This is a genomic window from Citrobacter sp. RHBSTW-00944 (assembly GCF_013615435.1).
GTDB lineage: Bacteria > Pseudomonadota > Gammaproteobacteria > Enterobacterales > Enterobacteriaceae > Citrobacter > Citrobacter braakii.
On record NZ_CP055418.1, the window covers coordinates 2,981,634 to 3,006,776 of the forward strand.

Here is a 25,143-nt window from a genome sequence, read left to right on the forward strand (position 1 = left end):
ACAGTATAAGTATATTCTTAATCTATACTTTAAAGATGGTTGTAGACACTATGAAAAGGAAATCATTATGTCGCACTGGAAAATCGCAGCAGCACAGTACGAACCTCTTCAAACCTCAGTTACCGAACATGTCGCGCATCACCTGCAATTCATTCAGGCAGCCGCTCAATGCCAATGTGAATTGCTGGTTTTCCCCTCCCTTTCCCTGTTGGGTTGTGTTGATGAGAATGACGCGCTCCCTGCCCCACCCGATGAAGCGTTGTTAGAACCTCTCGCGCATGCAGCCGTGACTTATCGCATGACGATTATTGCGGGGCTATCGGTAGAACATAACAATCGGTTCGTAAAAGGTATCGCGCTTTTCTCTCCCTGGATGACCTCCCCCTTAATGTTTCATCAGAGCCACGGGGCCTGTATCGCCAGACAGCAAAATGCCATCAGTGTTGTGGATAGCCAGCCGGAAGGTATCGATATCGACCCGGCGTACTCGCTATTCACCAGCAGTCAGTCTGTCAGTGAGCCCGAATTGCTCTCCTCCACATCTCGTCTACAGAGTTTCTCGCATAAATTTGCCATTGCGGTATTAATGGCCAATGCGCGTGGCAGCAGCGCGTTATGGGATGAGCAAGGTCGATTGATTGTTCGCGCAGACAGCGGTTCCTTACTCTTAACCGGTCAACGCACGCCACGGGGTTGGCAAGGTGATATCATTCCTTTACGCTAATCGTTTTGGGTCAGGAGCATGGCATGTTGCGCATAATAGATACGGAAACCTGTGGTCTGCAGGGAGGCATTGTTGAGATTGCTTCTGTCGATGTGGTTGACGGAAAAATAGTCAACCCCATGAGCCACCTGGTGCGTCCTGACCGCCCCATCAGCCCTGAGGCGATGGCAATTCATCGCATTACGGAAGCGATGGTGGCCGATAAGCCGTGGATTGAAGATGTCATCCCCCAATATTACGGCAGCGAATGGTACGTGGCGCACAATGCAAGTTTTGATCGCCGCGTATTACCCGACATGCCCGGGGAGTGGATTTGCACCATGAAACTCTCCCGTCGTTTGTGGCCAGGAATCAAATACAGCAACATGGCGCTGTATAAATCGCGCAAACTGAGCGTGCAGACTCCAGCTGGCCTGCATCATCACCGTGCCCTGTACGACTGCTACATCACCGCGGCACTGCTGATCGACATCATACAAACGTCAGGCTGGTCAGCAGAACAGATGGTCGATATTACCGGCCGTCCTGCGTTACTCACTACTTTCACTTTTGGTAAGTATCGCGGAAAACCTGTATCAGAAGTGGCTGAACGCGATCCGGGCTATCTGCGCTGGTTATTTAATAACCTCGACAGTATGAGCCCGGAGCTGCGCTTAACGCTGAAGCACTATCTGGATAACGCCTGAGCAGACGCCTGCCCAGGCAGTGTCCCCTGCGCCAGTCCGATCAAAAACGCGTATTCCAGGGCCACGCCTTCGTATGATTTAAAACGCCCGGATTTTCCACCATGCCCGGAATCCATATCCGTGCAGAGTAACAGCAGACGATCGTCCGTTTTCAGCTCACGCAGTTTTGCCACCCATTTTGCCGGTTCCCAATATTGCACCTGGGAGTCGTGTAATCCCGTCGTAACCAGCAGATGAGGATAAGCCTGCGCTGTAACATTGTCATACGGGCTGTAGCTTTTCATGTAGGTGTAATACTCTTCGTCCTGCGGATTCCCCCACTCTTCAAACTCACCGGTCGTCAGGGGAATGGACTCATCCAGCATCGTGGTCACCACATCGACAAAAGGCACTTGCGCAATGACGCCATGGAAGAGTTCCGGGCGCTCATTAATGGCAACACCCATTAACATTCCTCCGGCGCTCCCCCCCATGCCATAACACAGCGAAGGCGCGCCATAACCCATTTTTAGCAGCGCGTCGCAGACGTCGAGGTAGTCATTGAAGGTATTTTTCTTGAGCAGAAACTTACCGTCTTCGTACCACTGCTGTCCTAACTCGCCGCCGCCACGCACATGAGCAATGGCATAAACAAAGCCGCGATCCAGTAAGCTCAAGCGGCTGCTGCTGAAATCGGCGTCCATGCTGGCGCCATACGAGCCATAGCCGTAGACCAGTAACGGGTTTTTCCCTTTCAGGAAATACTTTTGATGGTAAACCAGCGAAACCGGAACCTCGGTGCCATCACGCGCGGTGATCCATACGTGTTCGCTACGGTAGTTCGCCGCATCAAATCCTGGGACCTCCGTCTGTTTGAGTACGCGACGCTCTCCGGTGTCCATATCCAGTTCAAACAGCGTATCCGGTGTGGTCATGGAGGAATAGCCATAACGCAGGCGCGATGTCTCAGGTTCTGGATTATAGGCAAGCCATGTCACATACGCCGGATCATCAAAAGCGATACCGACCACTTCGCGCGTTTTACGGTTAATCTGTCGCAGGCTGGTTAAGCCCCGCTGACGCTCTTCCACCACTAGCCAGTCTGTGAACAGCGTAAAGCCCTCCAACATGACGCTGTCGCGCGGCGGGATCAGCGTCTCCCAGGTTTGTTCATCACGCACACGGGTACGGTACAGGCCGAAGTTTTTACCCTGACGGTTGGAACGCAGATAAAACGTATGCTGATAGTGATCGAGGCTGTACTCGTGATCTTTGCGTCGCGCTAAAAAGACTAACGGCTCGGCATCCGCCAGTTCTGCGTCAAGCAGCAAAACCTCACTGGTGGTCGCGCTGGCGATATGAATAACCACATAATGTAACGAGGTGGTTTTATGCAGACTGACATAAAACATGTCATCGGCTTCTTCATACACCAGCTCATCCAGTGATGACGGCGAGCCGACGGTATGCCGCCACACTTGATACGGGAGCAGCGTCGTTGCGTGTTTGCGCACGTAATAGAAGGTTTGCGAGTCATTCGCCCAGACCAGATCCGCTTCAACGTTTTCCAGCACTTCCGGATACCAGTTGCCACTTTGCAGATTGCGAAAACGCACGCCATATTGCCGACGAGAGAGATAATCTTCGGCCAACGCCATGATGGTGTTATCCGGAGATATCGCCAGTCCCCCCAGCGTATAAAACTCACTGTGGGCCGCGCGCTGGTTACCATCCAGCAAGGTGTCCCATTCATCCCACTCTTCACTGAAGGCAGACTGACGCTGATAAATGGCATATTCGCACCCCGGCTCATAAATATGCCGGTAGCGATAACCATTCTTCACATAGGGGGCGGAAGCATCCTGAGGCGGGATACGGTCGATAATCTCTTTCAGGACGCGATCCTGCAATGCCTGCTGCGAGGCCATGATCTGGCGGCCATACGCATTTTCTTGTTGCAGATAATCCAGCACTTCTGGCTGCGAGCGGGTGTTATCTCGCAGCCAGTAATAATTATCAACGCGGGTATCGCCATGATTTGTCATGGCGTGGGGAATACGAGAAGCTTTTGGTAGCATGTCATTGTTCTTTTGCTTAAACATCCTATAAGGGTGGCAAAAGACAGCAATGATGCAAGCGAAACATGCGCCTTAACGGTAAGTAATTAACCCGGTAAAGCCTGTTTTTGTTCCTTGAGATCCTGTTCAATGCCTTCACGAACATCCTGCGGGATCTTCAACGCATCGCCCAGCGCGTTCAGATAGCTACGCTCCATAAAGTGGTCGATATCAATCGCCGCACAGCTCAGGAAGTAAATTTCCAGCGCCTCTTCTTCGTTGCGGATCCCTTGTGCCAGGCGCTGAGGATCTAACGGTTGTTCAATGGCGCGTTCGATCAGAACGCGGCCCTGCTCTTCCACGCCTGCTTCACGGAGCTGCTGCTCAATGGCGGTACGTTCTTTGGCATCAATATGACCATCGCTTTTCGCCGCAAAAACCAGCGCCAGGATCAGTCGTTCGGTTCGCTCATCCAGCGGCGAGCTTTGTGCACCGAACTGCGGCTCACCCTGATGCGCCGCGCGAACCTTATCTTTGTATTTGTTCCATAACACGGTACCGGCAACCGCACCGCCGCCCACCAGAAGCGCGCTGGTGCCGTATTTACTCAGTAATTTACGTGAAGATTTGTTGGCAACCAGTAATCCTGCCAGACCGCCTAACGCGCCGGGAACCAGAAGTTTACTCAGCCCTTGCTCACCAGAAGATGACGCGGAAGATCCTTTTTGCCCAAGAAGAGATTGAAGTTGATTCAGCCAGTTAGCCATGTTGCCCCTCAAGTACAGACGAATAATCATCAAAGCGTACCCGAGGGGATGTCAGGAAGTGTTCAGGTCATCAAAAGAAGTGCAAATACCTTCTGCCTTCGTTACTGCGACTGATACTCCGCCGTTCCGGCTTTGCAGTCGACTTTTACCTGGTAGTGAATATCCGCGCTTTTACCGCGAACCGTGAGGGGAACTGACCATTTCCCATCTTTGCCCGTAATATCGGGCGTGTTGACCCAGGCGACAGGATCGGCTTGCCCGACACGTTTTTGATCGTCAGCCCAGCGCGCGATGCGATTTTGCTGATAATCACGTTTCACGCTCGCCGCGATACCGTCAGCATTCAGTCCTTCGCACTTGGGGAACTGAACTTTCTTGCTTTCCATATTTGCCGCAAATACAGCTACGCTGGCAGACAACAACAGCAGGCTCAACAACGCTCTTTTTTTATACATTCTTTTCTCCTTAACCTCCCCTTCGTCCTTCAGGTTGCCTGTTGCAACGTGAAAAGACGTCAGGGAATGCACAATGATTCAGGGAAAAGCATGGTACAAAACGTCAGGAGCGCAAGTCGTTTCAGGCAGCCTGAGTATCATCCTCAGCGTGCGCATCGTTTTCGACCGCCTGCGGAGAGGGCAGCTTGCCGTTTTTCAGAATGGCGCTCAGCACATCTTTCTGCTCAGCCAGCCACAGGGAAAGCGCTTCGCGCTGCTCGTCTTCGAGCGCTACCGGCGATTGCTCCAGCCATGTGTCGAGCAAATCTGCTGTATCAAGCATTTTGTCATACGCATCGGCTTCCTTTTTGCTGGTAAACGACATTTTTTCCTCACCTTCCCGAATGACTACGTATTTAACTTCAACCGCCATTTTTGCAGCCTCTTAAATCACCTGTATTTATGTACAGTATATTCTTTTTGCGCCTTGAAATCAACCTGGTAATAAAGACAGACGCAAACGTTTTCGTATATACTGCGCCCAGATAAAACAGGGGATTAATTTATGACGTTATTAGGCACAGCGCTGCGTCCCGCAGCAACGCGAGTGATGTTATTAGGTTCAGGTGAACTGGGTAAAGAGGTGGCGATTGAATGCCAACGCCTGGGTGTGGAAGTCATTGCCGTGGATCGTTACCCCGACGCGCCAGCCATGCACGTTGCCCATCGCTCATACGTAATCAACATGCTGGATGGCGATGCTTTACGCCAGCTCGTCGAGCGTGAAAAACCACATTATATCGTGCCGGAAATAGAGGCGATTGCCACGGATATGCTGGTAAAACTGGAACAGGACGGTCAAAACATCGTGCCGTGCGCCCGGGCGACGCAATTGACCATGAACCGCGAAGGAATCCGTCGTCTCGCAGCCGAAGAATTAGCTCTACCGACCTCTTCTTACCGCTTTGCTGACAGCGAAGCCCGCTTTCGCGACGCCGTCGCCGAAATCGGCTATCCCTGCATCGTGAAGCCGGTAATGAGTTCCTCCGGTAAGGGACAGAGCTTTATCCGTTCCGCCGATCGACTCACTGAAGCCTGGAATTATGCTCAACAAGGCGGCCGAGCAGGTGCCGGACGCGTTATCGTCGAAGGCGTAGTGAATTTTGATTTTGAAATCACCCTGCTTACCGTCAGCGCCGTTGATGGCGTGCATTTCTGCGCACCGGTAGGACATCGTCAGGAAGATGGCGATTATCGCGAATCCTGGCAGCCGCAGCAGATGAGTGAACTGGCGCTGGCTCGAGCGCAGGAGATTGCCCGTAAGGTGGTGCTGGCGCTGGGCGGCCACGGTCTGTTTGGGGTAGAGCTATTTGTCTGCGGTGATGAGGTGATTTTCAGCGAAGTTTCCCCTCGCCCTCACGACACGGGTATGGTGACCTTGATTTCGCAGGATCTGTCTGAGTTTGCCCTGCATGTTCGCGCATTTCTCGGTCTGCCGGTTGGCGCAATCCGTCAATATGGGCCTTCTGCTTCCGCCGTTATTCTGCCGCAGCTTACCAGCCAGAATGTCACGTTTGATAACGTACAGGCCGCTGTGGGCACAGGTATGCAAGTCAGATTCTTCGGCAAGCCAGACATCGACGGGAGCCGTCGTATGGGCGTTGTGCTGGCCACAGCGCAGAGTATTGAAGACGCAGTAACACGCGCGAAAGACGCGGCGGCACAGGTGAAAGTCGCAGGATAAAAAACGGGCCAGATGGCCCGTTTCAGACTCGCAGGCCCGGTAATGATTACCGGGCATTTTGCGTTATTACAGCTTCGCGCCTTCTACTGCTTCACGAGCCAGCTTGGTAATGCGTGCGTAATCACCAGCTTCCAGCGCATCTGCCGGAACCAGCCAGGAACCACCGATGCACAGCACGCTTTTCAGTGCCAGGTAATCACGGTAGTTCGCCGGAGAGATACCGCCGGTTGGGCAGAAACGGACCTGAGAGAACGGACCCGCAATTGCCTGCAGCGCTTTAGTACCGCCGTTTGCTTCCGCCGGGAAGAATTTGAACTCTTTCAAACCGTAGTCCATACCCAGCATCAGTTCAGACACGGTGCTGATGCCTGGGATCAGCGGAATAGTGCCTTCAGTTGCAGCTTTCAGCAGCGGCTCGGTCAGGCCCGGGCTGATAGCAAATTGCGCACCCGCTTCAGTGACTTCAGCCAGCTGCTGTGGATTCAGTACGGTACCCGCACCAACGATAGCGTCGGGAACTTCTTTTGCGATCGCGCGAATGGCATCCATCGCACATGCGGTACGTAAGGTCACTTCCAGAACGCGCACGCCCCCTGCAACCAGCGCTTTTGCCATTGGCACCGCGTGTTCCAGTTTATTAACCACGATAACCGGTACAACCGGGCCAGTGGTCAGGATTGCTTCTGCACTTGTCTTCCAGTTTTTCATCAGAGTTTTCTCTCGCCTGATTACAAAATAAGTCTTAAAAAGTGATACAGGTTGCGCCCTGCTCCGCACCGGACAGCTTTTCACGCAACGCGCTGAACATTTCACGTCCCGTACCCACGCGCGATGCGCTGAGATCAGGAATGTGTGGCTGACGGGAGGCAAGTTCCTCTTCATCCACCAGCAGCGTCAATTCACCTGTCTGTCCATTCACACGAATGATGTCGCCATCGCGTACTTTTGCCAGCAGCCCGCCATCATAAGCTTCCGGGGTTACATGGATTGCTGAAGGCACTTTACCTGAAGCACCTGAAAGTCGTCCATCGGTAACTAACGCAATTTTGAAACAACGGTCCAATAATACACCAAGTGGCGGCATGAGTTTATGTAATTCTGGCATTCCGTTCGCTTTTGGCCCCTGATGGCGCACAACCACCACGCAATCCCGGTCAAGCAGACCGGCATCGAACGCGGGTAACACATCATGCTGACTTTCAAAGACGACTGCCGGTGCTTCAATAATCTGGTTTTCTACCGGTACCGCCGACGTTTTCATCACCGCACGCCCGAGGTTGCCGCTCAGCACTTTGGTGCCGCCGTGGTGGGAGAATGGTTGGTCAAAGGTGGCGATCACGTTGCTGTCCAGAGACTTCACCGCCCCTTCGCGCCAGTCCAGTTCACCCTCGTTAAGCCACGGTTCCATGGTGTAGCGGGATAAACCGAATCCGGCAACGGTGTTCACATCTTCATGTAGCAGACCCGCATTAAGCAGTTCACGCATTAACACCGGTACGCCACCCGCCGCCTGGAAGTGGTTAATATCTGCCGGACCATTCGGGTACAGACGCGCCATCAGCGGCACGATATCGGACAGATCGGAGAAATCATCCCAGTTAATCAGAATCCCGGCCGCACGCGCCATAGCCACCAGGTGCATCGTATGGTTGGTAGAGCCCCCGGTCGCCAGCAGCGCCACAATACCGTTCACTACCACTTTTTCATCGATCATTTTACCGATCGGCATCCATTCATTGCCGTTGCCGGTCAGGCGTGTTACCTGACGGGCTGCAGCCGCGGTCAGCGCTTCACGCAGCGGCGCATCAGGATGTACAAATGAGGAGCCAGGCAGTTGCATACCCATAAACTCCACCACCATCTGGTTAGTGTTCGCCGTGCCGTAGAACGTACAGGTACCCGGAGCGTGATAAGACGCCGCTTCGGATTCAAGAAGCGCCATGCGATCGACTTTACCTTCAGCATACAGCTGACGGATACGCACTTTTTCTTTGTTCGCCAGACCGCTCGCCATCGGACCGGAAGGAATAAAGATTGACGGCAGATGACCAAATGACAGCGCAGCCATTACCAGGCCCGGGACAATTTTGTCGCACACGCCGAGGAACAACGCGCCGTCGAACATGTTGTGGGAAAGGCCCACTGCAGCAGACATCGCAATCACTTCACGACTGAGCAGCGAAAGCTCCATCCCATCCTGTCCCTGGGTCACACCGTCGCACATTGCAGGTACACCGCCAGCAACCTGGCCTACTGCATTGGCTTCATGCAGTGCTTTACGAATGATGGCCGGATAGTGTTCATACGGCTGATGCGCGGAAAGCATGTCGTTATAGGAGGTAATGATCGCGATATTGTTACGCAGCATGCTTTTCAGCGAGGCCTTATCGTCCGGCTGACACGCAGCAAAACCATGCGCCAGGTTACCGCATGCCAGTTGCGAGCGATGAACGGTAGTTGATTTCGCTTGTTCAATACGGGCGAGGTAGGCGGAACGTGTGTCACGAGAACGTTCGACGATACGTTGTGTTACGCGTAACAAATTCGGATTCATAGAGGCTCCTAAAATTTATCTGTCAGAGCGTTGGATCAACAATGTGTTTCAGTTGGGTAAAAATAGCTGAATCGCTTGTTGGCCGTAGCTCAGGGGCAAAATCGTTTCAGGCAGTGTAATAAAAAAAGCCCCGCGGGTGAATCCACGCGGAGCTTAAAAGTGCAAAAATTATTCTACAATCTGTGTTAGATCATGTTACCGGTAAAATAACACCTATGGGCTAGATGATATTTTACTCGAATTCGTTCCAGGAACGACCATCTCGGGTAATCATCGCCACAGAAGCAACCGGGCCCCAAGTCCCTGCCTGATACGGCTTCGGCGCGTCGTTGTCCATCGCCCAGGCTTCGGTAATTGAGTCGACCCACTTCCATGCTTCTTCAACTTCATCACGACGCACAAACAGCGCCTGAATTCCGCGCATTGTTTCAAGCAGCAGACGCTCATAGGCATCGGCAAGGTGCGTCTGGTTGAAGGTTTCGGAATAGCTCAGATCAAGCTTGGTAATTTGCAGATTATGCTTGTGATCCAGACCCGGCACTTTGTTCAGTACCTGGATATCGACACCTTCATCAGGCTGCAAACGGATGGTCAACTTGTTCTGCGGCAGATCCTGCCAGGATTCTCTGAACAGATTCAGCTCAGGCGTTTTGAAGTAAACCACCACTTCAGAGCACTTCGTCGGTAAACGTTTACCGGTACGCAGGTAGAACGGAACTCCCGCCCAGCGCCAGTTATCGATATCCACACGGATCGCCACAAACGTTTCCGTGTTGCTGCTCTTGTTCGCGCCTTCTTCTTCAAGATACCCCGGCACTTTTTTGCCCTGGGCAAACCCCGCGGTGTACTGACCGCGAACCGTTTTTTCACGTACGTTCGAACGATCGATACGACGCAGCGATTTCAGTACCTTCACTTTTTCATCACGAATGCTGTCGGCGCTCAGATCGGACGGCGGAGACATCGCAATCATGCACAGGATCTGCAGCAGGTGGTTCTGAATCATGTCGCGCATTTGACCTGCCTGGTCAAAATAGCCCCAACGGCCTTCAATACCCACTTCTTCCGCCACGGTAATTTCTACGTGATCGATAGTGCGGTTATCCCAGTTGTTCACAAACAGGGAGTTGGCAAAACGCAGTGCCAGCAGATTCAGGACCGTCTCTTTGCCAAGATAGTGGTCGATACGATAAACCTGACACTCTTCGAAATACTCGCCGACCTGATCGTTGATTTCACGGGATGTTGCCAGCGACGTACCCAGCGGTTTTTCCATCACAACACGGGCTGGTTTAGCATTCAGCTTTGCTTCACCCAGGCCTTTGCAGATCGCGCCAAAGGTACTCGGCGGCATCGCGAAATAGTTAATGGTGGTACGTGATTTTTGATCCAGCATTTCGCCCAGACGGCTAAACGCGGCGGTGTCATTGACGTCCAGATTACAAAACTCCAGACGACCGCTGAGAGTCTCCCACAAACCTTCGTCGATTTTTTCTTTCATGAAGGTTTCGAGCGCTTCACGCACAACCTTGGTATAGGCTGCTTTGTCCCAGTCGGCACGCCCTACCCCAATGATACGGGTTTCCGGGTTAATCTGGCCGGCCTTTTCCAGTTGATACAGGGAAGGCAGCAATTTCCGCCGCGCCAGGTCGCCCTTCGCGCCGAAAATGACCAGGTCACATGCCTGGGCTGTTTGCGTTACCGCCATGTCATTCTCCTCAATTAAGTGCCTGGTGCTTTTGCCAGACACTGGTTGTAATTTTATTACAGTGCACTGTACTGCTTTTACGTGAATCCGGAAACCGTAAACGCTTATCCAGCCGTGCTGTTACCGCGAACAGTCGCTTTATGGGCGTTTGTCGTCGCAAATTGGACAAAAAAGTCATCTTTTTTCGTACCCCTGAAGACGTAAGAAAACCCGACTCCGATCATGTAATGAAAAAAAACAACAACTATTCTGTCCATTTTGCCCCGTTGCTGCATTAGCAGGGGTAATATCTATACACGAAATTATGCCCCGATTTCTCCGTATCATTGAAATCGTTTTTGCCCATGACCCATGAGTCTACCTACATCATGAATATGCTGGAAAAAATCCAGTTAAAACTGGAACAGTTGAGCAAGTCAGAGCGTAAAGTCGCCGACATTATTCTTGCCTCTCCCGAGCGGGCAATCCATTCAAGCATCGCCACACTTGCTGTGGAAGCCAATGTCAGCGAACCGACGGTGAACCGTTTCTGTCGCAGCATGGATACCCGCGGCTTCCCTGATTTTAAACTGCATCTGGCGCAAAGTCTGGCAAATGGCACCCCATATGTTAATCGCAATGTGGATGAGGATGACAGCGTAGAATCTTACACGGGGAAAATCTTCGAGTCAGCGATGGCAAGCCTCGACCACGTCCGCCAGTCGCTGGATAACGCAGCGGTAAACCGGGCAGTAGATTTATTAACTCAGGCGAAAAAAATTGCCTTCTTTGGCCTCGGTTCTTCTGCCGCAGTGGCGCATGACGCAATGAATAAATTTTTCCGGTTTAACGTACCGGTAATCTATTCCGACGATATTGTTCTGCAACGCATGAGTTGCATGAATTGTAGTGACGACGACGTTATTGTGCTTATTTCTCATACCGGAAGAACCAAAAGTCTGGTGGAACTGGCGCAGTTGGCGCGGGAAAATGACGCCATGGTTATCGCCCTCACCTCTCCCGGCACGCCACTGGCGCGTGAAGCAACGCTGGCAATTACTCTCGATGTACCGGAAGATACTGACATTTATATGCCCATGGTCTCTCGACTTGCTCAACTGACCGTGATAGATGTGCTGGCTACAGGATTTACTTTGCGCCGTGGGGCAAAATTTAGAGATAACTTGAAGCGTGTCAAGGAAGCGCTCAAGGAATCGCGTTTTGATAAAGAATTACTCATCAAGAGTGATGACCGCTAAAAGCAATAACAATGTTCTACCCTTTTATCATCCGGGTCGTTCATTTACCGTTAATATTTGGGAACGACCGGATTAATGTTCACGCAACACCAAGTTGTTTCAGTCAACGGAGTATTACATGTCCAGAAGGCTTCGCAGAACCAAAATTGTTACCACGTTAGGCCCGGCAACTGACCGCGATAATAACCTTGAAAAGATTATCGCCGCGGGTGCAAACGTCGTACGTATGAACTTTTCTCACGGCTCTCCAGAAGATCACAAACTGCGGGCGGATAAAGTCCGTGAAATTGCCGCAAAACTGGGACGTCATGTAGCTATTTTGGGTGACCTGCAGGGACCTAAAATCCGCGTATCAACCTTTAAAGAAGGTAAAGTATTTCTTAACGTTGGCGACAAGTTCCTGTTAGACGCCAACCTCGGCAAAGGCGAAGGCGACAAAGAAAAAGTCGGTATTGATTATAAAGGACTGCCTGCTGACGTCGTCCCAGGCGATATCCTGCTGCTCGACGACGGCCGCGTACAACTTAAAGTGCTGGAAGTTCAGGGCATGAAAGTCTTCACCGAAGTTACCGTCGGTGGCCCGCTGTCCAACAATAAGGGCATTAACAAACTGGGCGGCGGTCTCTCTGCTGAAGCCCTGACCGAAAAAGACAAAGCCGACATCGTCACCGCTGCGCAAATCAGCGTTGACTATCTGGCCGTCTCCTTCCCGCGCTGCGGCGAAGATCTGAACTATGCCCGCCGTCTGGCGCGCGACGCTGGCTGCGATGCGAAAATTGTCGCCAAGGTAGAACGTGCAGAAGCCGTCTGCGACCAGAATGCGATGGATGACATCATCCTTGCCTCCGACGTGGTGATGGTGGCGCGTGGCGACCTGGGCGTTGAAATTGGCGATCCTGAGCTGGTAGGTATTCAGAAAGCGTTGATTCGCCGCGCACGTCAGCTGAACCGTGCGGTCATTACCGCCACGCAGATGATGGAGTCGATGATCACCAACCCAATGCCGACCCGTGCGGAAGTGATGGACGTGGCTAACGCCGTCCTCGACGGTACCGATGCCGTTATGCTCTCTGCAGAAACTGCAGCAGGTCAGTACCCGGCTGAAACCGTCGCGGCTATGGCGCGCGTCTGTTTGGGTGCTGAGAAGATCCCGAGCATCAATGTTTCTAAACACCGCCTTGACGTGCAGTTTGATAACGTTGAAGAAGCGATTGCCATGTCAGCGATGTATGCCGCTAACCACCTGAAAGGGGTCACCGCTATCATCACAATGACGGAATCCGGTCGTACTGCGCTGATGACTTCACGTATCAGTTCTGGTCTGCCGATTTTCGCGATGTCTCGTCATGAACGTACGCTGAATCTGACTTCCCTGTATCGCGGCGTCACCCCGGTTCACTTTGACAGCGAAACTGACGGCGTCGTTGCCGCCAATGAAGCAGTGAATCTGCTGCGCGATAAAGGCTATCTGGTTTCCGGCGACCTGGTCATTGTGACGCAAGGCGATGTCATGAGCACCATTGGCTCAACGAATACCACGCGTATTCTGACCGTCGAGTAACGCCCCGTTTGATGTAAAAAAGCCTCTCGTTTGAGAGGCTTTTTTTTATTTCTTCGGATAAAGATCTTTACGCTTATAAGGCTCAATTTCACCCGGTTTACGCGTCTTAAGCAGTTTTAGAATCCAGGTGTATTGCTCGAGATGCGGCGTCACAAAGATTTCCACTTCTTCGTTCATTCGTCTGGCAATGGTGTGGTCATCCGCCGTCAGGATGTCATCCATCGGAGGACGAACCTGAATCGTTAAGCGATGCGTTTTCCCATTGTATACCGGGAACAGCGGCACCACACGGGCATGACACACCTTCATCAGGCGGCCAATCGCCGGTAACGTGGCTTTATAGGTAGCAAAAAAATCCACAAACTCGCTGTGCTCAGGGCCATGGTCCTGATCCGGCAGGTAGTATCCCCAATATCCCTGACGTACAGACTGAATAAACGGTTTGATGCCATCATTACGGGCATGCAAACGACCACCGAAACGACGGCGTACCGTGTTCCACACATAATCGAATACCGGGTTTCCCTGATTGTGGAACATCGCAGCCATTTTCTGTCCCTGGGAAGCCATCAGCATCGCTGGGATATCTACGCCCCAACCATGAGGAACCAGAAAAATCACTTTTTCATCGTTGCGACGCATCTCTTCGATGATTTCCAGCCCCTGCCAGTCAACCCGATGCTGAATTTTTTCCGGGCCGCGTATGGCGAGTTCCGACATCATAACCATCGCCTGAGGTGCAGTCGCAAACATCTCATCGACAATAGCTTCACGCTCAGCTTCGCTGCGCTCAGGAAAGCAGAGGGATAAATTGATCAGTGCTCTGCGACGCGAGCTTTTTCCCAGCCGCCCTGCCATTCTTCCGAGCTTTGCCAGAATTGGATCGCGAAATGATGCTGGCGTTAACGAAATGCCTGCTATCGCCGCCACACCAAGCCATGCACCCCAGTAGCGCGGATGGCGAAATGATTTGTGAAACTCAGGGATATATTCAATATTCTTTTTTTTCGTTTCCATGCTCTTCCAGTGTTTGGTGCGGCGAAAAGTAGATCTGCTGATAGTGTAGCGGCGCGCGATGCGCCGTACAAAATAAAAAAGCCGGCACGCATAGCGTACCGGCTCTGTCAGCGTGTTAATTAATCGAAACGCAACTGAGGAACAACCTCTTTCACCTGTGCCAGGTAATCGGTACGATCCGAGCCAGTCAGGCCTTCTGTGCGCGGCAGTTTCGCCGTCAGAGGATTCACTGCCTGCTGGTTGATCCAGACTTCGTAGTGCAGATGCGGACCCGTTGAACGCCCGGTATTGCCAGACAGCGCGATACGATCGCCACGTTTCACTTTTTGTCCTGGTTTGACCAACAACTTACGCAGGTGCATATAACGTGTGGTATAGGTGCGACCATGACGAACCGCAACATAGTATCCGGCTGCGCCGCTGCGCTTCGCTACAACCACTTCGCCATCACCCACCGACAGCACCGGCGTCCCCTGCGGCATCGCAAAGTCGACACCTTTGTGCGGCGCAACGCGTCCGGTCACCGGGTTCAGACGACGCGGGTTAAAGTTGGAAGAGATGCGGAACTGCTTAGCCGTCGGGAAACGCATAAAGCCTTTCGCCAGTCCGGTACCGTTGCGGTCATAGAACTTACCGTCTTCAGCACGGATTGCGTAATAATCTTTACCTTCAGAACGCAAGCGTACGCCCAACAGTTGGCTTTGCTCACGCTTACCGTCCAGCATTTCGCGAGACATCAGTACCGAGAACTCATCGCCTTTTTTCAGTTTGCGGAAATCCATCTGCCACTGCATGGCCTTAATCACTGCGCTGATTTCAGAGCTGGTCAGTCCGGCATCTTTGGCACTGGCGACGAAGCTTCCGCCCACGGTGCCTTTGATTCGGCTGTTAACCCAATCGCCCTGCTGCATTTCGCTGCTCATTTTAAAACCCGTCGCGGTGCGATCGTAAGTACGGGTTTCACGACGGGAGACTTCCCAGGTCAGGCGCTGCAAATCACCTTCCGCGCCTAACGTCCAGGAAAGTTGCTGACCAATTTTCAGGTTACGCAGTTGTTTGTCGGAAGCCGCGAGCTGGCTGATGTCACCCATATCGATGCCGTACTGATTCAGAATACTGCTCAGCGTATCGCCCGTGGAGACGACATACTCATGCACGCCGGCTTCACCAGACGTTTTGTCATCCAGTTCGTCCTGTGGGATGGCTTCGTCTTCCTGAGCGGCCTGATCGATAGGTTCACTGGCCTCAGGCAATAGTGAACGAATCTCGCTTTTTTCCAGCTCGATAGTTTTGACGATGGGTGCAGAATCAGGATGGTAAACATAGGGCCGCCAGACAGCGACGGCCAATGTCAGTACGGTAAGCGACCCCAGCATAACGCGATGGGGCCGCGGCAGATTATTAAATGCCAGAGCGACAGAGCGGGCTATCTGTTGCACGTAATCACTTCCTCATTAATCTCCTTTCAGGCAGCTCGCATACTGGTTGGCTAATTGGTTCAAAAACGCTGAATAGCTTGTTTTACCCAGTTTGATATTCGTTCCGAGCGGATCCAACGTTCCCATTCGAACGGATGTCCCTCTCGCGACGGCTTCAACGACCGCTGGCCTGAACTGTGGCTCAGCAAAAACGCAGGTTGCTTTTTGCTCAACCAACTGTGTTCTTATTTCATGTAAACGCTGCGCACCAGGTTGAATCTCAGGGTTCACGGTAAAGTGACCAAGCGGTGTTAGTCCGTAGTGTTTTTCGTAGTAGCCATAGGCGTCATGAAAAACGAAGTAACCTTTTCCCTTGAGCGGCGCGAGCTCGTTACCTACCTGCTTATCGGTTGCGGCTAATTGTGCCTCAAAATCCTTCAGGTTGGCGTCAAGTTTGGCTCGACTTTGCGGCATAAGTTCCACTAATTTTTCATGGATTGCAACCGCTGAGGCCCGTGCTATCTCTGGGGAAAGCCAAAGATGCATGTTGTAATCGCCGTGATGGTGATGCTCGTCACTTTTTTCACTGCCGGCATCATTATGTCCATGATCGTCATCATCGTCATCAGCACCTTTCATGAGTAACGGCTTCACGTCATTGAGCTGCGCAATCGTTACCTGTTTTGCGTTAGGAATATTCTTGACTGATTTTTCCATAAACGCTTCCATCTCAGGTCCAATCCAAACGACTAAGTCCGCGCCCTGTAAGCGTTTTACGTCTGAAGGACGCAATGAGTAATCGTGTTCGGAAGCCCCGTCAGGCAGCAGAACCTGGGTGTCAGTAACCCCGTCAGCAATGGCTGAAGCGATAAACCCCAGTGGCTTAAGAGAAGCCACGACAGCGGCATTTGCCGACTGTGTTGCACTACCCCAAAGAGCAGCGGATAATGCTGCGAAAAGAAGCGTATTTTTATGTAACATAATGCGACCAATCATCGTAATGAATGTGAGAATTGTGATATTATAACATTCTATAACTTCTGCAAGACTAAAATTGATATGACGACTTTGGTTTCACTGGAAAATGTCTCGGTCTCTTATGGTCAACGCCGCGTCCTCTCTGACGTATCGCTTGAACTTCGACCCGGTAAAATATTGACGCTTCTCGGTCCAAATGGTGCCGGGAAATCTACGCTGGTGCGCGTTGTATTAGGGCTGGTAGAGGCTGATGAGGGAGTTATCAAGCGTAATGGTCGATTGCGGATTGGCTATGTGCCGCAAAAACTGTACCTCGATACGACGCTTCCGCTGACGGTAAGTCGGTTTATGCGCCTACGTCCCGGCACCAAAAAAGAAGATATCCTTCCGGCACTGAAGCGTGTTCAGGCCGGACATCTGATGAATGCGCCGATGCAAAAACTCTCTGGCGGGGAGACACAACGCGTCCTGTTGGCCCGTGCTTTATTGAATAAACCTCAGCTACTGGTGCTTGATGAGCCAACCCAGGGCGTGGATGTCAATGGGCAGGTCGCACTGTACGATCTTATCGACCAGTTGCGACGTGAACTGGATTGCGCCGTACTGATGGTTTCTCATGACCTGCATCTGGTGATGGCAAAAACCGATGAGGTACTGTGCCTGAACCATCATATTTGTTGTTCTGGTGCGCCGGAAGTGGTTTCCATGCACCCGGAATTCATCTCAATGTTCGGACAACGCGGTGCCGAACAACTCGGAATTTACCGTCATAATCATAATCACCGCCACGATTTACAGGGTCGTATCGTCTTACGCCGGGGAAATGGTCACTCATGATTGAATTGTTATTACCCGGTTGGTTAGCCGGGATCATGCTGGCCTGTGCCGCTGGCCCGCTCGGCTCGTTTGTGGTCTGGCGTCGAATGTCTTATTTCGGTGATACGCTGGCCCACGCTTCGCTACTGGGGGTCGCCTTTGGCCTGCTGCTGGATGTAAACCCTTTCTATGCGGTCATCGTCGTCACCTTATTGCTGGCAGGCGGTCTGGTATGGCTGGAAAAACGCCCTCACCTCGCGATTGATACCTTACTGGGCATTATGGCCCACAGTGCACTGTCATTAGGCCTGGTTGTCGTCAGCCTGATGTCCAACATCCGTGTGGATCTGATGGCCTATCTGTTTGGTGATTTGCTCGCCGTGACGCCAGAAGATCTTATCTCCATCGCCATTGGGGTGGTTATCGTTCTGGCGATTTTGTTCTGGCAGTGGCGCAACCTGCTGTCGATGACCATCAGTCCGGATCTGGCATTTGTGGATGGCGTGAAGCTGCAACGCGTTAAGCTACTGCTGATGCTGGTCACAGCATTAACTATTGGCGTGGCGATGAAATTTGTCGGGGCGTTAATTATCACCTCGCTGCTTATTATCCCTGCGGCAACCGCCCGTCGCTTTGCCCGTACGCCAGAACAGATGGCAGGGGTTGCCGTTGGTGTGGGAATGATAGCGGTTACAGGCGGGCTGACCTTCTCGGCCTTCTATGACACCCCGGCAGGTCCTTCCGTGGTGCTGTGTGCTGCGCTGCTGTTTATCTTCAGCATGATGAAAAAACAGGCGAGCTAATGCGTATTTTAGCCGGATGGAGGCTATTGCCTTATCCGGCTTTTTATTTCATGAGCGAAATGCTTCCCTTCCCGCGGTTTATTAAATGTTTATCCCCACAGCCACATAATCAGCGTTAGACTATAAAATTGATTTTGTAAATTTAGCAATTACAGTCAATTACCATAAAATCAATCAGTTAATGAAAAATCGCCTTGGACAATTTCGGGCAATGTGAGTCATTTCATCGCCCCAAATCATGCCCCGAACTGATTTTTGCCCCCAAATTTGCCCCCAAAAATTAACAATCGATGGTGGTCTAAGCTGCCGCTAATTTATGCACGTTCTGAAACTGCAACCATCAGCAGAATGTTTAAACCACTCTGGCAGCATGGCCGTGTAATTTGCTTAGCTGATGGCTGGTAAGAATGGAAAAAGGAAGACGACAAGAAACAGCCTTGCTTTATTCATCGGGCCGATGGTGCCGTACCGGCTGATAAATTTATACGACACGCGGTGACGCGTGCCGTTGGAAATGTGAAAAATCAGGGGCCCCAGTTAGCTCAACCAATGTGACGCAGCATTACATTGCCAAATTCATAGCTACCATTTGATATAATTGAAATTATCATGCTTTCTACTTTCAAAAACAGCCAGTGGCTACCTTTTACAACTCATTGATTATCTAAACTTTGATTTTAGTTTTGGGGAAGAGTTTTCGCCAAGAATCCAAGTTTTTCGCCGGCACATTCAACGCGCTACCACTATTGGCAAACCTCGATGATAAAGCTTTTACTGCCGCTGAAGTCCGCTATGAGCGAAAAGCGGATGTTATGCCTGAAATAATGTTCCTTTAGTGTGAAGAGGATTTAAAGGAATAAGATAAAATTTACATGGCCGTCACCCAGTTAATCCCGAAATCCGGCCATGTAAGAACTTTCCAGGTTATGAAGGCAAGTTGATTCTAATTGTCATATTACGGCCAGGCCGTATTTAACGGATGTTAAACCAGCCAGTCGTTTCCTCAATTACACGCCAGAGTTTCTGGGGTATAGCAAGTTGCTCTACGTCTGATGCAGCAATACTGAGAGCAATTTTTCCTTCAGCTTTGCCATCAACGAATTTAACCCAGTCTGGGTTCATCACCATACCCTGACCTACTGCCGTCAAAGATACCCCTGCTTTTACAGCATCCTCGGCCTGCTCTGGCGTTCGCAACTGCCCGGCAACAATCAGAGGTATACGTCCAGCAAGGTGATCGCGCACGATTTCGATGACTTTGGAGCCATTCGGTGCATCAACTGGTCTGGCTTCAAGTGCATTACCGAGTGATACATGAAGATAATCAATACCCTCATCGACCAGGCGGTCAACCAGCTGAAGCGACTCATCAATGCGCAACCCATCTTCGTAATGCTCATACAGTGAAATGCGGTATCCCATCAGGAAGGGATCGGTTGCATGCTCAGCAATCGTTTTACTGAAGTGGTTTACTGAATTTGGCCACCTGAACAGAGGTGATATGCTCACCTCAGAACAACACAGGTGCCATAATGAAAAAAAGAAATTTCAGCGCAGAGTTTAAACGCGAATCCGCTCAACTGGTCGTTGACCAGAATTACACCGTGGCAGATGCAGCCAGCGCTATGGATGTCGGCCTTTCCACAATGACGCGATGGGTGAAACAATTACGTGATGAGCGGCAGGGAAAAACACCAAAAGCCTCTCCCATTACCCCGGAACAAATTGAAATCCGTGAGCTCAGGAAAAAGCTACAACGTATTGAAATGGAAAATGAAATATTAAAAAACTGTCCATGGGTGAAACCCCGTCCTGAGTCTCAGAAACTCCCCGGAAAAGTTGGCAGGCTAATTTAGCGAAGGAAGCAGCCGTCGGCCTTTTGGTGGTATGACCCCGTAAAAAAACATGGTTCAGGGACTGTGGCGGATCCGGCAGTGGTGACTTTGATCCCGTTCAGGAAGGTGATTTCTCCGTCGTCCCCTCCTTCGTTCATCGAAAAATGAGCAAGGAGATTTCCATGAAAAAATCCTCCCGAATGTCTGTTATCCATCCTCATGCTGCGGGCGTTGATATTGGCGCTGAATTCCACGTAGTCGCCGTTCCACCGGATGCTGACGCCGAGCCGGTCAGAACTTTTCAAAGTTTCACTGGCGACCTTCATCGGATGTCCGACTGGCTCAAAACCTGTCACATTACGACCATTGCCATGGAGTCCACTGGCGTTTACTGGTTGCCTGCTTTTGAGATCCTTGAGGCTGCGGGTTTCAATGTGATCCTTGTTAATGCCAGAGACGCAAAAAATGTTCCCGGTCGCAAGACTGATGTCAATGACGCACAGTGGCTGCAGAAGCTGCATTCATTTGGCCTTCTTCGGGCCAGTTTCAGACCTGAACACGACATTTCCGTACTCAGGTCTTATTTGAGACAACGGGAACGCCTGACTGAATACCGGGCTGCTCATATCCAACATATGCAGAAGGCGTTGATGCAGATGAATGTTCAATTGCATCATGCCGTATCGGATATTACTGGCGTTACCGGTCTTTCAATCGTCAGAGCTATTGTCAGTGGTGAGCGCGATCCTTCAGTATTGATCCAGTATCGTGATGTCAGATGTAAAAAGACGCCAGAGGTTCTTCAACAGGCACTGACAGGGAACTGGCAGCCTGAACATCTTTTTGCACTTGAACAGTCGGTGGCATTTTTCGATTTTTACCAGGAAAAAATCCGTGAGTGTGATGATCAAATCGAAACTTCATTATTGCAGCTCAGCACCGGAACTGAAGAGCCTGAAGGAGTATTGCCCTCCGCCAGACATCGTACAAAACAGCCCAATCAGCTTTCCTTTGATGTCAGGCCATTACTCTGGAAAATTACCGGAGCAGACCTGACACAGATACATGGGTTCGGACCTTATCTGGCACTAAAATTCGTTGCCGAATGCGGTACTGACATGAATCGCTGGCCGGATGCGAGCCATTTTACCTCGTGGCTGTGTTTGTCCCCGGGGAATAAGATCTCCGGTGGAAAAGTACTGTCCTCGAAAACACGGCGTTCATCCAGTCGAATTGCTGCTGCACTAAGACTGGCAGCCACAACAATTGGCCGGAGCGATACAGCGCTGGGTGCTTTTTATCGTCGATTATCATCCCGTATCGGGAAAGCAAAAGCAGTCACTGCAACGGCAAGAAAACTGGCAATACTGTTCTACAATGCCCTTAAATACGGTCAGAAATATGTCGATCCTGGCGCGGATTATTATGAAGAGCGCTACCGTAATCGCGTACTCGACGGGCTTAAACGAAGGGCAAAATCACTGGGTTACTCTCTCCAGCAAGATCCCGAGTTATGCGTGTGAACCGGGAGTTTCTCAGGAAAGCTGCGGCGTACTTCGCAAAGCTGTCCGACTGAGGTACGCCTTTATCCGTGACAACTCCTGTTGCTGGCCTGTTCGCCTGCTCTGTCGGGTGCTGGATGTTCATCCCAGTGGTTTTTACGCCTGGCTTCAGCAGCCGCATTCACAACGCCATCAGGCAGACCTGAGACTGACAGGACAGATTAAACAGTTCTGGCTGGAATCGGGATGCGTCTATGGTTATCGCAAAATCCATCTGGATCTGCGTGACAGCGGGCAACAGTGCGGAGTAAACAGAGTCTGGAGACTGATGAAACGTGTCGGAATAAAGGCTCAGGTCGGATACCGAAGCCCGCGGGCACGTAAAGGCGAGGCCAGTATCGTGTCACCCAACAGGCTCCAGCGACAGTTCAATCCGGATGCTCCTGATGAGCGTTGGGTAACGGACATAACCTACATCAGGACCCACGAAGGCTGGCTGTATCTTGCCGTTGTTGTTGATCTGTTCTCACGCAAAATTATCGGCTGGTCCATGCAATCCCGGATGACAAAGGACATTGTCCTGAACGCACTGCTGATGGCTGTATGGCGGCGTAATCCCGAAAAACAGGTGCTGGTTCATTCGGATCAGGGCAGTCAGTACACAAGCCATGAGTGGCAGTCGTTCCTGAAATCACACGGCCTGGAGGGTAGCATGAGCCGTCGCGGTAACTGCCATGATAATGCGGTTGCAGAAAGTTTTTTCCAGTTGTTGAAACGTGAACGGATAAAGAAAAAGATCTACGGAACGCGAGAAGAAGCCCGCAGTGATATTTTTGATTACATCGAAATGTTTTATAACAGTAAGCGTCGGCATGGTTCTAGCGAACAGATGTCACCGACAGAATATGAAAAACAGTATTATCAACGGCTCGGAAGTGTCTAGATTATCCGTGGCGATTCACCTAACATTTTTTGAATCTTATGGTCGGGTATCTTTTGTCTGATAAGGCTAACACCTGCACTTATCAGAAAAAAAAGGACTGATAACTCGACAGCCAGAAACAGGAACATCTCTGCTGCGCTAGTAAACATAGAAATCAAGCTATTCATAAAACCTCCAATAAACTATATTTCTAGAATATTCGAATTGTATGTGTAAGAGCAACATATTTCTGGTATTATCGAAATATTACTGAATTGAGGAAGGCACCATGCAGCTAGAAGAAGTCGCCAAAGCTATGAAAGAGCTAGGCCATCCGACACGTTTGTTTATATTCAAACACCTTGTTAAAGCCGGTGAGCAAGGTTTACCTGTAGGCGATCTACAAAAACAACTTGCGATTCCTGCTTCAACACTGAGCCATCATATCTCCGCTCTAGTTTCTGTAGGACTGGTTAAACAAAATCGCGAAAGCCGCTCCTTAATCTGCGTTTCTCAATATGACAAGTTAGAGTCGATTATTGATTTTCTACGCGAAGAATGTTGCATCAACAGCCTAAAGAATTAAATTGAAGCATTCCATTGTTTTCATTTGATAAAGGAGCCACCCAATTATAGGCGGCTCTTTTGTAGGCTATTTCAGTCTTTTACCTGAATCATCAACGACTTTTTCACCGTCTTCCTTGGCGAAAGCTGCTTTCTGAGCATCTGGAAGGATATCCAGAACCACCTCGGAAGGACGACATAGTTTAGTACCTAGTGGAGTCACCACAATCGGACGGTTAATCAGGATCGGATGTTGCAACATAAAATCTATTAATTGATCGTCAGTAAATTTATCTTCTGCAAGACCAAGTTCCTCATACGGCTCGACGTTCTTACGCAGCAAAGCCCGGACGGAAATACCCATATCGGCAATGAGTTTGACCAGCTCATCACGTGAAGGTGGAGTTTCGAGGTAAAGAATCACGGTCGGCTCATTACCGCTGTTGCGGATCATCTCAAGCGTGTTACGCGACGTGCCGCAGGCTGGATTGTGATAAATGGTGATGTTGCTCATATCAGTATCTCATTACAAAGTGAAAGAGAGACGTAGCGCCAGCGCTGCCAGCGTTACAAACAGCACAGGCAGAGTCATGATAATCCCGGTGCGGAAATAGTATCCCCACGTGATGGTCATATTCTTCTGTGAAAGTACATGTAGCCAGAGCAGCGTTGCTAGGCTACCAATAGGTGTGATTTTCGGCCCCAGATCGCAGCCAATCACGTTGGCATAAATCATCGCCTCTTTGATGACGCCGGTTGCGGTACTGCCATCAATAGAAAGAGCGCCAACCAGCACGGTAGGCATGTTGTTCATGATGGAAGACAGGAAAGCCGTCAGGAAGCCAGTACCCAGCGTCGCGGCCCAGAGTCCTTTATCAGCCAGCACGTTCAGAACACCTGAAAGATATTCGGTTAGCCCTGCGTTGCGCAGACCGTAAACCACCAGGTACATCCCCAATGAGAAGATGACGATCTGCCAGGGTGCACCATGTAGCACTTTACCAGTGTTAATGGCATGGCCTCGTTTCGCCACTGCAAACAGAATTATCGCCCCAACCGCTGCAATCGCACTAACGGGAATACCGAGCGGCTCGAGGACGAAGAAACCAACAAGCAGGAGAATCAGAACTATCCAACCAGTGCGGAATGTAGCCGGATCTTTTATTGCTTCTGCTGGTTTCTTTAGGAGGGCCAGATCGTAAGTTGGCGGGATGTCCTTGCGGAAAAACAGATGCAGCATAATTAGTGTGGCAATAATGGCGGCGATATCGACCGGTACCATCACCGATGCATATTCGGTGAATCCCAGACCAAAGAAGTCCGCCGAAACAATATTCACCAGGTTCGACACGATAAGCGGCAGGCTGGCAGTATCGGCAATAAACCCGGCTGCCATGACGAATGCCAGCGTGGTACCTTTGCTGAATCCTAATGCCAGCAGCATAGCAATAACGATTGGTGTCAAAATAAGTGCCGCACCATCGTTGGCAAACAGTGCCGCCACCGCTGCGCCGAGCAGGACGATATAGGAAAAGAGCAAACGGCCACGACCGTTACCCCAGCGTGAAACATGCAATGCCGCCCATTCGAAAAAGCCTGATTCATCGAGCAGCAGGCTGATGATAATCACCGCAATAAAGGTCGCTGTCGCGTTCCAGACGATATTCCACACCACCGGAATATCGCCTATATCCACAACGCCAGAAATCAAAGCCAGGCCCGCGCCCAGCATTGCACTCCAGCCGATCCCTAATCCTTTCGGTTGCCAGATAACCAAGACAATGGTCAGGACAAAAATAGCGCCTGCCAGTAACATAGACCCTCCTGACAGGGCGG

The 25,143-nt window shown here is 51.0% G+C and carries 22 protein-coding genes and 4 pseudogenes; 12 read left to right on the plus strand and 14 right to left on the minus strand.

Annotated elements, in window-relative coordinates; all coding sequences use genetic code 11:
- Positions 1-67 precede the first annotated feature (67 nt).
- Positions 68-724, plus strand: coding sequence for a carbon-nitrogen hydrolase family protein (locus HV334_RS14385; protein WP_047415371.1), 657 nt, complete (start codon positions 68-70; stop codon positions 722-724).
- A 23-nt stretch (positions 725-747) separates the two neighbouring features.
- The gene (exoX, locus tag HV334_RS14390) at positions 748-1,410 is read left to right on the plus strand and encodes an exodeoxyribonuclease X (protein ID WP_181220539.1); all 663 of its coding nucleotides are present in this window, start codon (positions 748-750) and stop codon (positions 1,408-1,410) included.
- Here the strand turns inward: exoX and ptrB are convergent.
- The 4 genes from ptrB to yebG form a co-directional block, all read right to left on the minus strand.
- Positions 1,392-3,467 carry an oligopeptidase B gene (ptrB, locus tag HV334_RS14395; protein ID WP_181220540.1) on the minus strand — a complete coding sequence of 692 codons (2,076 nt, stop codon included), beginning with the start codon at positions 3,465-3,467 and terminating at the stop codon, positions 1,392-1,394. The genes exoX and ptrB overlap by 19 nt on opposite strands.
- An 86-nt stretch (positions 3,468-3,553) precedes the next feature.
- Positions 3,554-4,213, minus strand: a complete 660-nt coding sequence (locus HV334_RS14400) for a tellurite resistance TerB family protein (protein ID WP_016156220.1) — start codon at positions 4,211-4,213, stop codon at positions 3,554-3,556.
- A 101-nt stretch (positions 4,214-4,314) separates the two neighbouring features.
- Entirely contained in the window at positions 4,315-4,668 is a 354-nt protein-coding gene (gene yebF, locus HV334_RS14405; RefSeq protein WP_103766151.1) for a protein YebF, read from the minus strand.
- 121 nt (positions 4,669-4,789) lie between these two features.
- Entirely contained in the window at positions 4,790-5,080 is a 291-nt protein-coding gene (gene yebG, locus HV334_RS14410; protein ID WP_003833810.1) for a DNA damage-inducible protein YebG, read from the minus strand.
- 132 nt (positions 5,081-5,212) lie between these two features.
- On the opposite strand from yebG, the gene purT reads away from it, so the two are divergent.
- Positions 5,213-6,391 (plus strand): formate-dependent phosphoribosylglycinamide formyltransferase, encoded by a 1,179-nt coding sequence (gene purT, locus HV334_RS14415; protein ID WP_181220541.1) that lies wholly within the window; start codon positions 5,213-5,215, stop codon positions 6,389-6,391.
- 66 nt (positions 6,392-6,457) lie between these two features.
- Here the strand turns inward: purT and kdgA are convergent, their stop codons facing one another.
- The 3 genes from kdgA to zwf all read right to left on the minus strand — a co-directional run bounded on the left by kdgA (position 6,458) and on the right by zwf (position 10,653).
- Positions 6,458-7,099, minus strand: a complete 642-nt coding sequence (gene kdgA, locus HV334_RS14420) for a bifunctional 4-hydroxy-2-oxoglutarate aldolase/2-dehydro-3-deoxy-phosphogluconate aldolase (RefSeq protein WP_016152768.1) — start codon at positions 7,097-7,099, stop codon at positions 6,458-6,460.
- 34 nt (positions 7,100-7,133) lie between these two features.
- The gene (gene edd / locus HV334_RS14425) at positions 7,134-8,945 is read right to left on the minus strand and encodes a phosphogluconate dehydratase (protein WP_047358576.1); all 1,812 of its coding nucleotides are present in this window, start codon (positions 8,943-8,945) and stop codon (positions 7,134-7,136) included.
- A gap of 232 nt (positions 8,946-9,177) precedes the next feature.
- Positions 9,178-10,653 (minus strand): glucose-6-phosphate dehydrogenase, encoded by a 1,476-nt coding sequence (gene zwf / locus HV334_RS14430; protein ID WP_003034896.1) that lies wholly within the window; start codon positions 10,651-10,653, stop codon positions 9,178-9,180.
- Between the two features lie 368 nt (positions 10,654-11,021).
- On the opposite strand from zwf, the gene HV334_RS14435 reads away from it, so the two are divergent.
- Both HV334_RS14435 and pyk read left to right on the plus strand, forming a co-directional pair.
- Positions 11,022-11,891: a MurR/RpiR family transcriptional regulator gene (locus tag HV334_RS14435; RefSeq protein ID WP_019076523.1), complete on the plus strand. Its 870-nt coding sequence runs from the start codon at positions 11,022-11,024 to the stop codon at positions 11,889-11,891.
- 118 nt (positions 11,892-12,009) lie between these two features.
- Positions 12,010-13,452 (plus strand): pyruvate kinase, encoded by a 1,443-nt coding sequence (gene pyk / locus HV334_RS14440; RefSeq protein ID WP_046276423.1) that lies wholly within the window; start codon positions 12,010-12,012, stop codon positions 13,450-13,452.
- A 45-nt stretch (positions 13,453-13,497) separates the two neighbouring features.
- On the opposite strand, the gene lpxM is transcribed toward pyk, so the two are convergent.
- The 3 genes from lpxM to znuA form a co-directional block, all read right to left on the minus strand.
- On the minus strand, positions 13,498-14,469 hold the full coding sequence (gene lpxM / locus HV334_RS14445; protein WP_047501988.1) for a lauroyl-Kdo(2)-lipid IV(A) myristoyltransferase: 972 nt from the start codon (positions 14,467-14,469) through the stop codon (positions 13,498-13,500).
- A 119-nt stretch (positions 14,470-14,588) separates the two neighbouring features.
- Complete coding sequence (gene mepM, locus HV334_RS14450; protein ID WP_016152763.1) at positions 14,589-15,908, minus strand: murein DD-endopeptidase MepM; 1,320 nt, start codon at positions 15,906-15,908, stop codon at positions 14,589-14,591.
- A gap of 15 nt (positions 15,909-15,923) precedes the next feature.
- Entirely contained in the window at positions 15,924-16,868 is a 945-nt protein-coding gene (gene znuA, locus HV334_RS14455; RefSeq protein ID WP_019076521.1) for a zinc ABC transporter substrate-binding protein ZnuA, read from the minus strand.
- A 78-nt stretch (positions 16,869-16,946) separates the two neighbouring features.
- Between znuA and znuC the strand changes: the two genes are divergently transcribed.
- The 3 genes and pseudogenes from znuC to HV334_RS14470 all read left to right on the plus strand — a co-directional run.
- Positions 16,947-17,702, plus strand: coding sequence for a zinc ABC transporter ATP-binding protein ZnuC (gene znuC / locus HV334_RS14460; protein ID WP_016152761.1), 756 nt, complete (start codon positions 16,947-16,949; stop codon positions 17,700-17,702).
- A complete protein-coding gene (znuB, locus tag HV334_RS14465; protein ID WP_016152760.1) occupies positions 17,699-18,484 on the plus strand; it encodes a zinc ABC transporter permease subunit ZnuB in 786 nt (261 codons plus the stop codon). The genes znuC and znuB overlap by 4 nt, the downstream gene beginning before the upstream one ends.
- A gap of 291 nt (positions 18,485-18,775) precedes the next feature.
- Positions 18,776-19,039 (plus strand): annotated as a pseudogene (locus HV334_RS14470) (SOS response-associated peptidase family protein); the annotation flags it as partial.
- A gap of 417 nt (positions 19,040-19,456) precedes the next feature.
- Here HV334_RS14470 and HV334_RS14475 read toward each other — a convergent pair.
- On the minus strand, positions 19,457-19,993 hold the full coding sequence (locus HV334_RS14475; protein WP_249415022.1) for a HisA/HisF-related TIM barrel protein: 537 nt from the start codon (positions 19,991-19,993) through the stop codon (positions 19,457-19,459).
- A 23-nt stretch (positions 19,994-20,016) separates the two neighbouring features.
- On the opposite strand from HV334_RS14475, the pseudogene HV334_RS14480 reads away from it, so the two are divergent.
- The 3 genes and pseudogenes from HV334_RS14480 to HV334_RS14490 form a co-directional block, all read left to right on the plus strand.
- Positions 20,017-20,271: pseudogene (locus HV334_RS14480) on the plus strand (IS3 family transposase); the annotation flags it as partial.
- Between the two features lie 230 nt (positions 20,272-20,501).
- A complete protein-coding gene (locus HV334_RS14485) occupies positions 20,502-21,842 on the plus strand; it encodes an IS110 family transposase (RefSeq protein ID WP_008786676.1) in 1,341 nt (446 codons plus the stop codon).
- Between the two features lie 28 nt (positions 21,843-21,870).
- Positions 21,871-22,764: pseudogene (locus HV334_RS14490) on the plus strand (IS3 family transposase); the annotation flags it as partial.
- Between the two features lie 17 nt (positions 22,765-22,781).
- Here the strand turns inward: HV334_RS14490 and HV334_RS25315 are convergent.
- Positions 22,782-22,931, minus strand: a pseudogene (locus HV334_RS25315) (permease); the annotation flags it as partial.
- A gap of 101 nt (positions 22,932-23,032) precedes the next feature.
- Between HV334_RS25315 and HV334_RS14500 the strand changes: the two are divergent.
- Positions 23,033-23,329, plus strand: a complete 297-nt coding sequence (locus HV334_RS14500; RefSeq protein WP_065554936.1) for a metalloregulator ArsR/SmtB family transcription factor — start codon at positions 23,033-23,035, stop codon at positions 23,327-23,329.
- A gap of 66 nt (positions 23,330-23,395) precedes the next feature.
- Here the strand turns inward: HV334_RS14500 and arsC are convergent, their stop codons facing one another.
- Both arsC and arsB read right to left on the minus strand, forming a co-directional pair.
- Positions 23,396-23,821, minus strand: coding sequence for a glutaredoxin-dependent arsenate reductase (arsC, locus tag HV334_RS14505; protein ID WP_088583139.1), 426 nt, complete (start codon positions 23,819-23,821; stop codon positions 23,396-23,398).
- A gap of 12 nt (positions 23,822-23,833) precedes the next feature.
- Positions 23,834-25,123, minus strand: coding sequence for an arsenite efflux transporter membrane subunit ArsB (gene arsB / locus HV334_RS14510; protein WP_088583138.1), 1,290 nt, complete (start codon positions 25,121-25,123; stop codon positions 23,834-23,836).
- Positions 25,124-25,143 lie beyond the last annotated feature (20 nt).

What these genes read in the sequence shown, in the direction of transcription:
- HV334_RS14385 (WP_047415371.1), top strand. Translation starts at nt 68, where the DNA reads ATGTCGCACTGGAAAATCGCAGCAGCACAGTACGAACCTCTTCAAACC.
- exoX (WP_181220539.1), top strand. Translation starts at nt 748, where the DNA reads ATGTTGCGCATAATAGATACGGAAACCTGTGGTCTGCAGGGAGGCATT.
- ptrB (WP_181220540.1), bottom strand. Translation starts at nt 3,467, where the DNA reads ATGCTACCAAAAGCTTCTCGTATTCCCCACGCCATGACAAATCATGGC.
- HV334_RS14400 (WP_016156220.1), bottom strand. Translation starts at nt 4,213, where the DNA reads ATGGCTAACTGGCTGAATCAACTTCAATCTCTTCTTGGGCAAAAAGGA.
- yebF (WP_103766151.1), bottom strand. Translation starts at nt 4,668, where the DNA reads ATGTATAAAAAAAGAGCGTTGTTGAGCCTGCTGTTGTTGTCTGCCAGC.
- yebG (WP_003833810.1), bottom strand. Translation starts at nt 5,080, where the DNA reads ATGGCGGTTGAAGTTAAATACGTAGTCATTCGGGAAGGTGAGGAAAAA.
- purT (WP_181220541.1), top strand. Translation starts at nt 5,213, where the DNA reads ATGACGTTATTAGGCACAGCGCTGCGTCCCGCAGCAACGCGAGTGATG.
- kdgA (WP_016152768.1), bottom strand. Translation starts at nt 7,099, where the DNA reads ATGAAAAACTGGAAGACAAGTGCAGAAGCAATCCTGACCACTGGCCCG.
- edd (WP_047358576.1), bottom strand. Translation starts at nt 8,945, where the DNA reads ATGAATCCGAATTTGTTACGCGTAACACAACGTATCGTCGAACGTTCT.
- zwf (WP_003034896.1), bottom strand. Translation starts at nt 10,653, where the DNA reads ATGGCGGTAACGCAAACAGCCCAGGCATGTGACCTGGTCATTTTCGGC.
- HV334_RS14435 (WP_019076523.1), top strand. Translation starts at nt 11,022, where the DNA reads ATGAATATGCTGGAAAAAATCCAGTTAAAACTGGAACAGTTGAGCAAG.
- pyk (WP_046276423.1), top strand. Translation starts at nt 12,010, where the DNA reads ATGTCCAGAAGGCTTCGCAGAACCAAAATTGTTACCACGTTAGGCCCG.
- lpxM (WP_047501988.1), bottom strand. Translation starts at nt 14,469, where the DNA reads ATGGAAACGAAAAAAAAGAATATTGAATATATCCCTGAGTTTCACAAA.
- znuA (WP_019076521.1), bottom strand. Translation starts at nt 16,868, where the DNA reads ATGTTACATAAAAATACGCTTCTTTTCGCAGCATTATCCGCTGCTCTT.
- znuC (WP_016152761.1), top strand. Translation starts at nt 16,947, where the DNA reads ATGACGACTTTGGTTTCACTGGAAAATGTCTCGGTCTCTTATGGTCAA.
- znuB (WP_016152760.1), top strand. Translation starts at nt 17,699, where the DNA reads ATGATTGAATTGTTATTACCCGGTTGGTTAGCCGGGATCATGCTGGCC.
- HV334_RS14485 (WP_008786676.1), top strand. Translation starts at nt 20,502, where the DNA reads ATGAAAAAATCCTCCCGAATGTCTGTTATCCATCCTCATGCTGCGGGC.
- HV334_RS14500 (WP_065554936.1), top strand. Translation starts at nt 23,033, where the DNA reads ATGCAGCTAGAAGAAGTCGCCAAAGCTATGAAAGAGCTAGGCCATCCG.
- arsC (WP_088583139.1), bottom strand. Translation starts at nt 23,821, where the DNA reads ATGAGCAACATCACCATTTATCACAATCCAGCCTGCGGCACGTCGCGT.
- arsB (WP_088583138.1), bottom strand. Translation starts at nt 25,123, where the DNA reads ATGTTACTGGCAGGCGCTATTTTTGTCCTGACCATTGTCTTGGTTATC.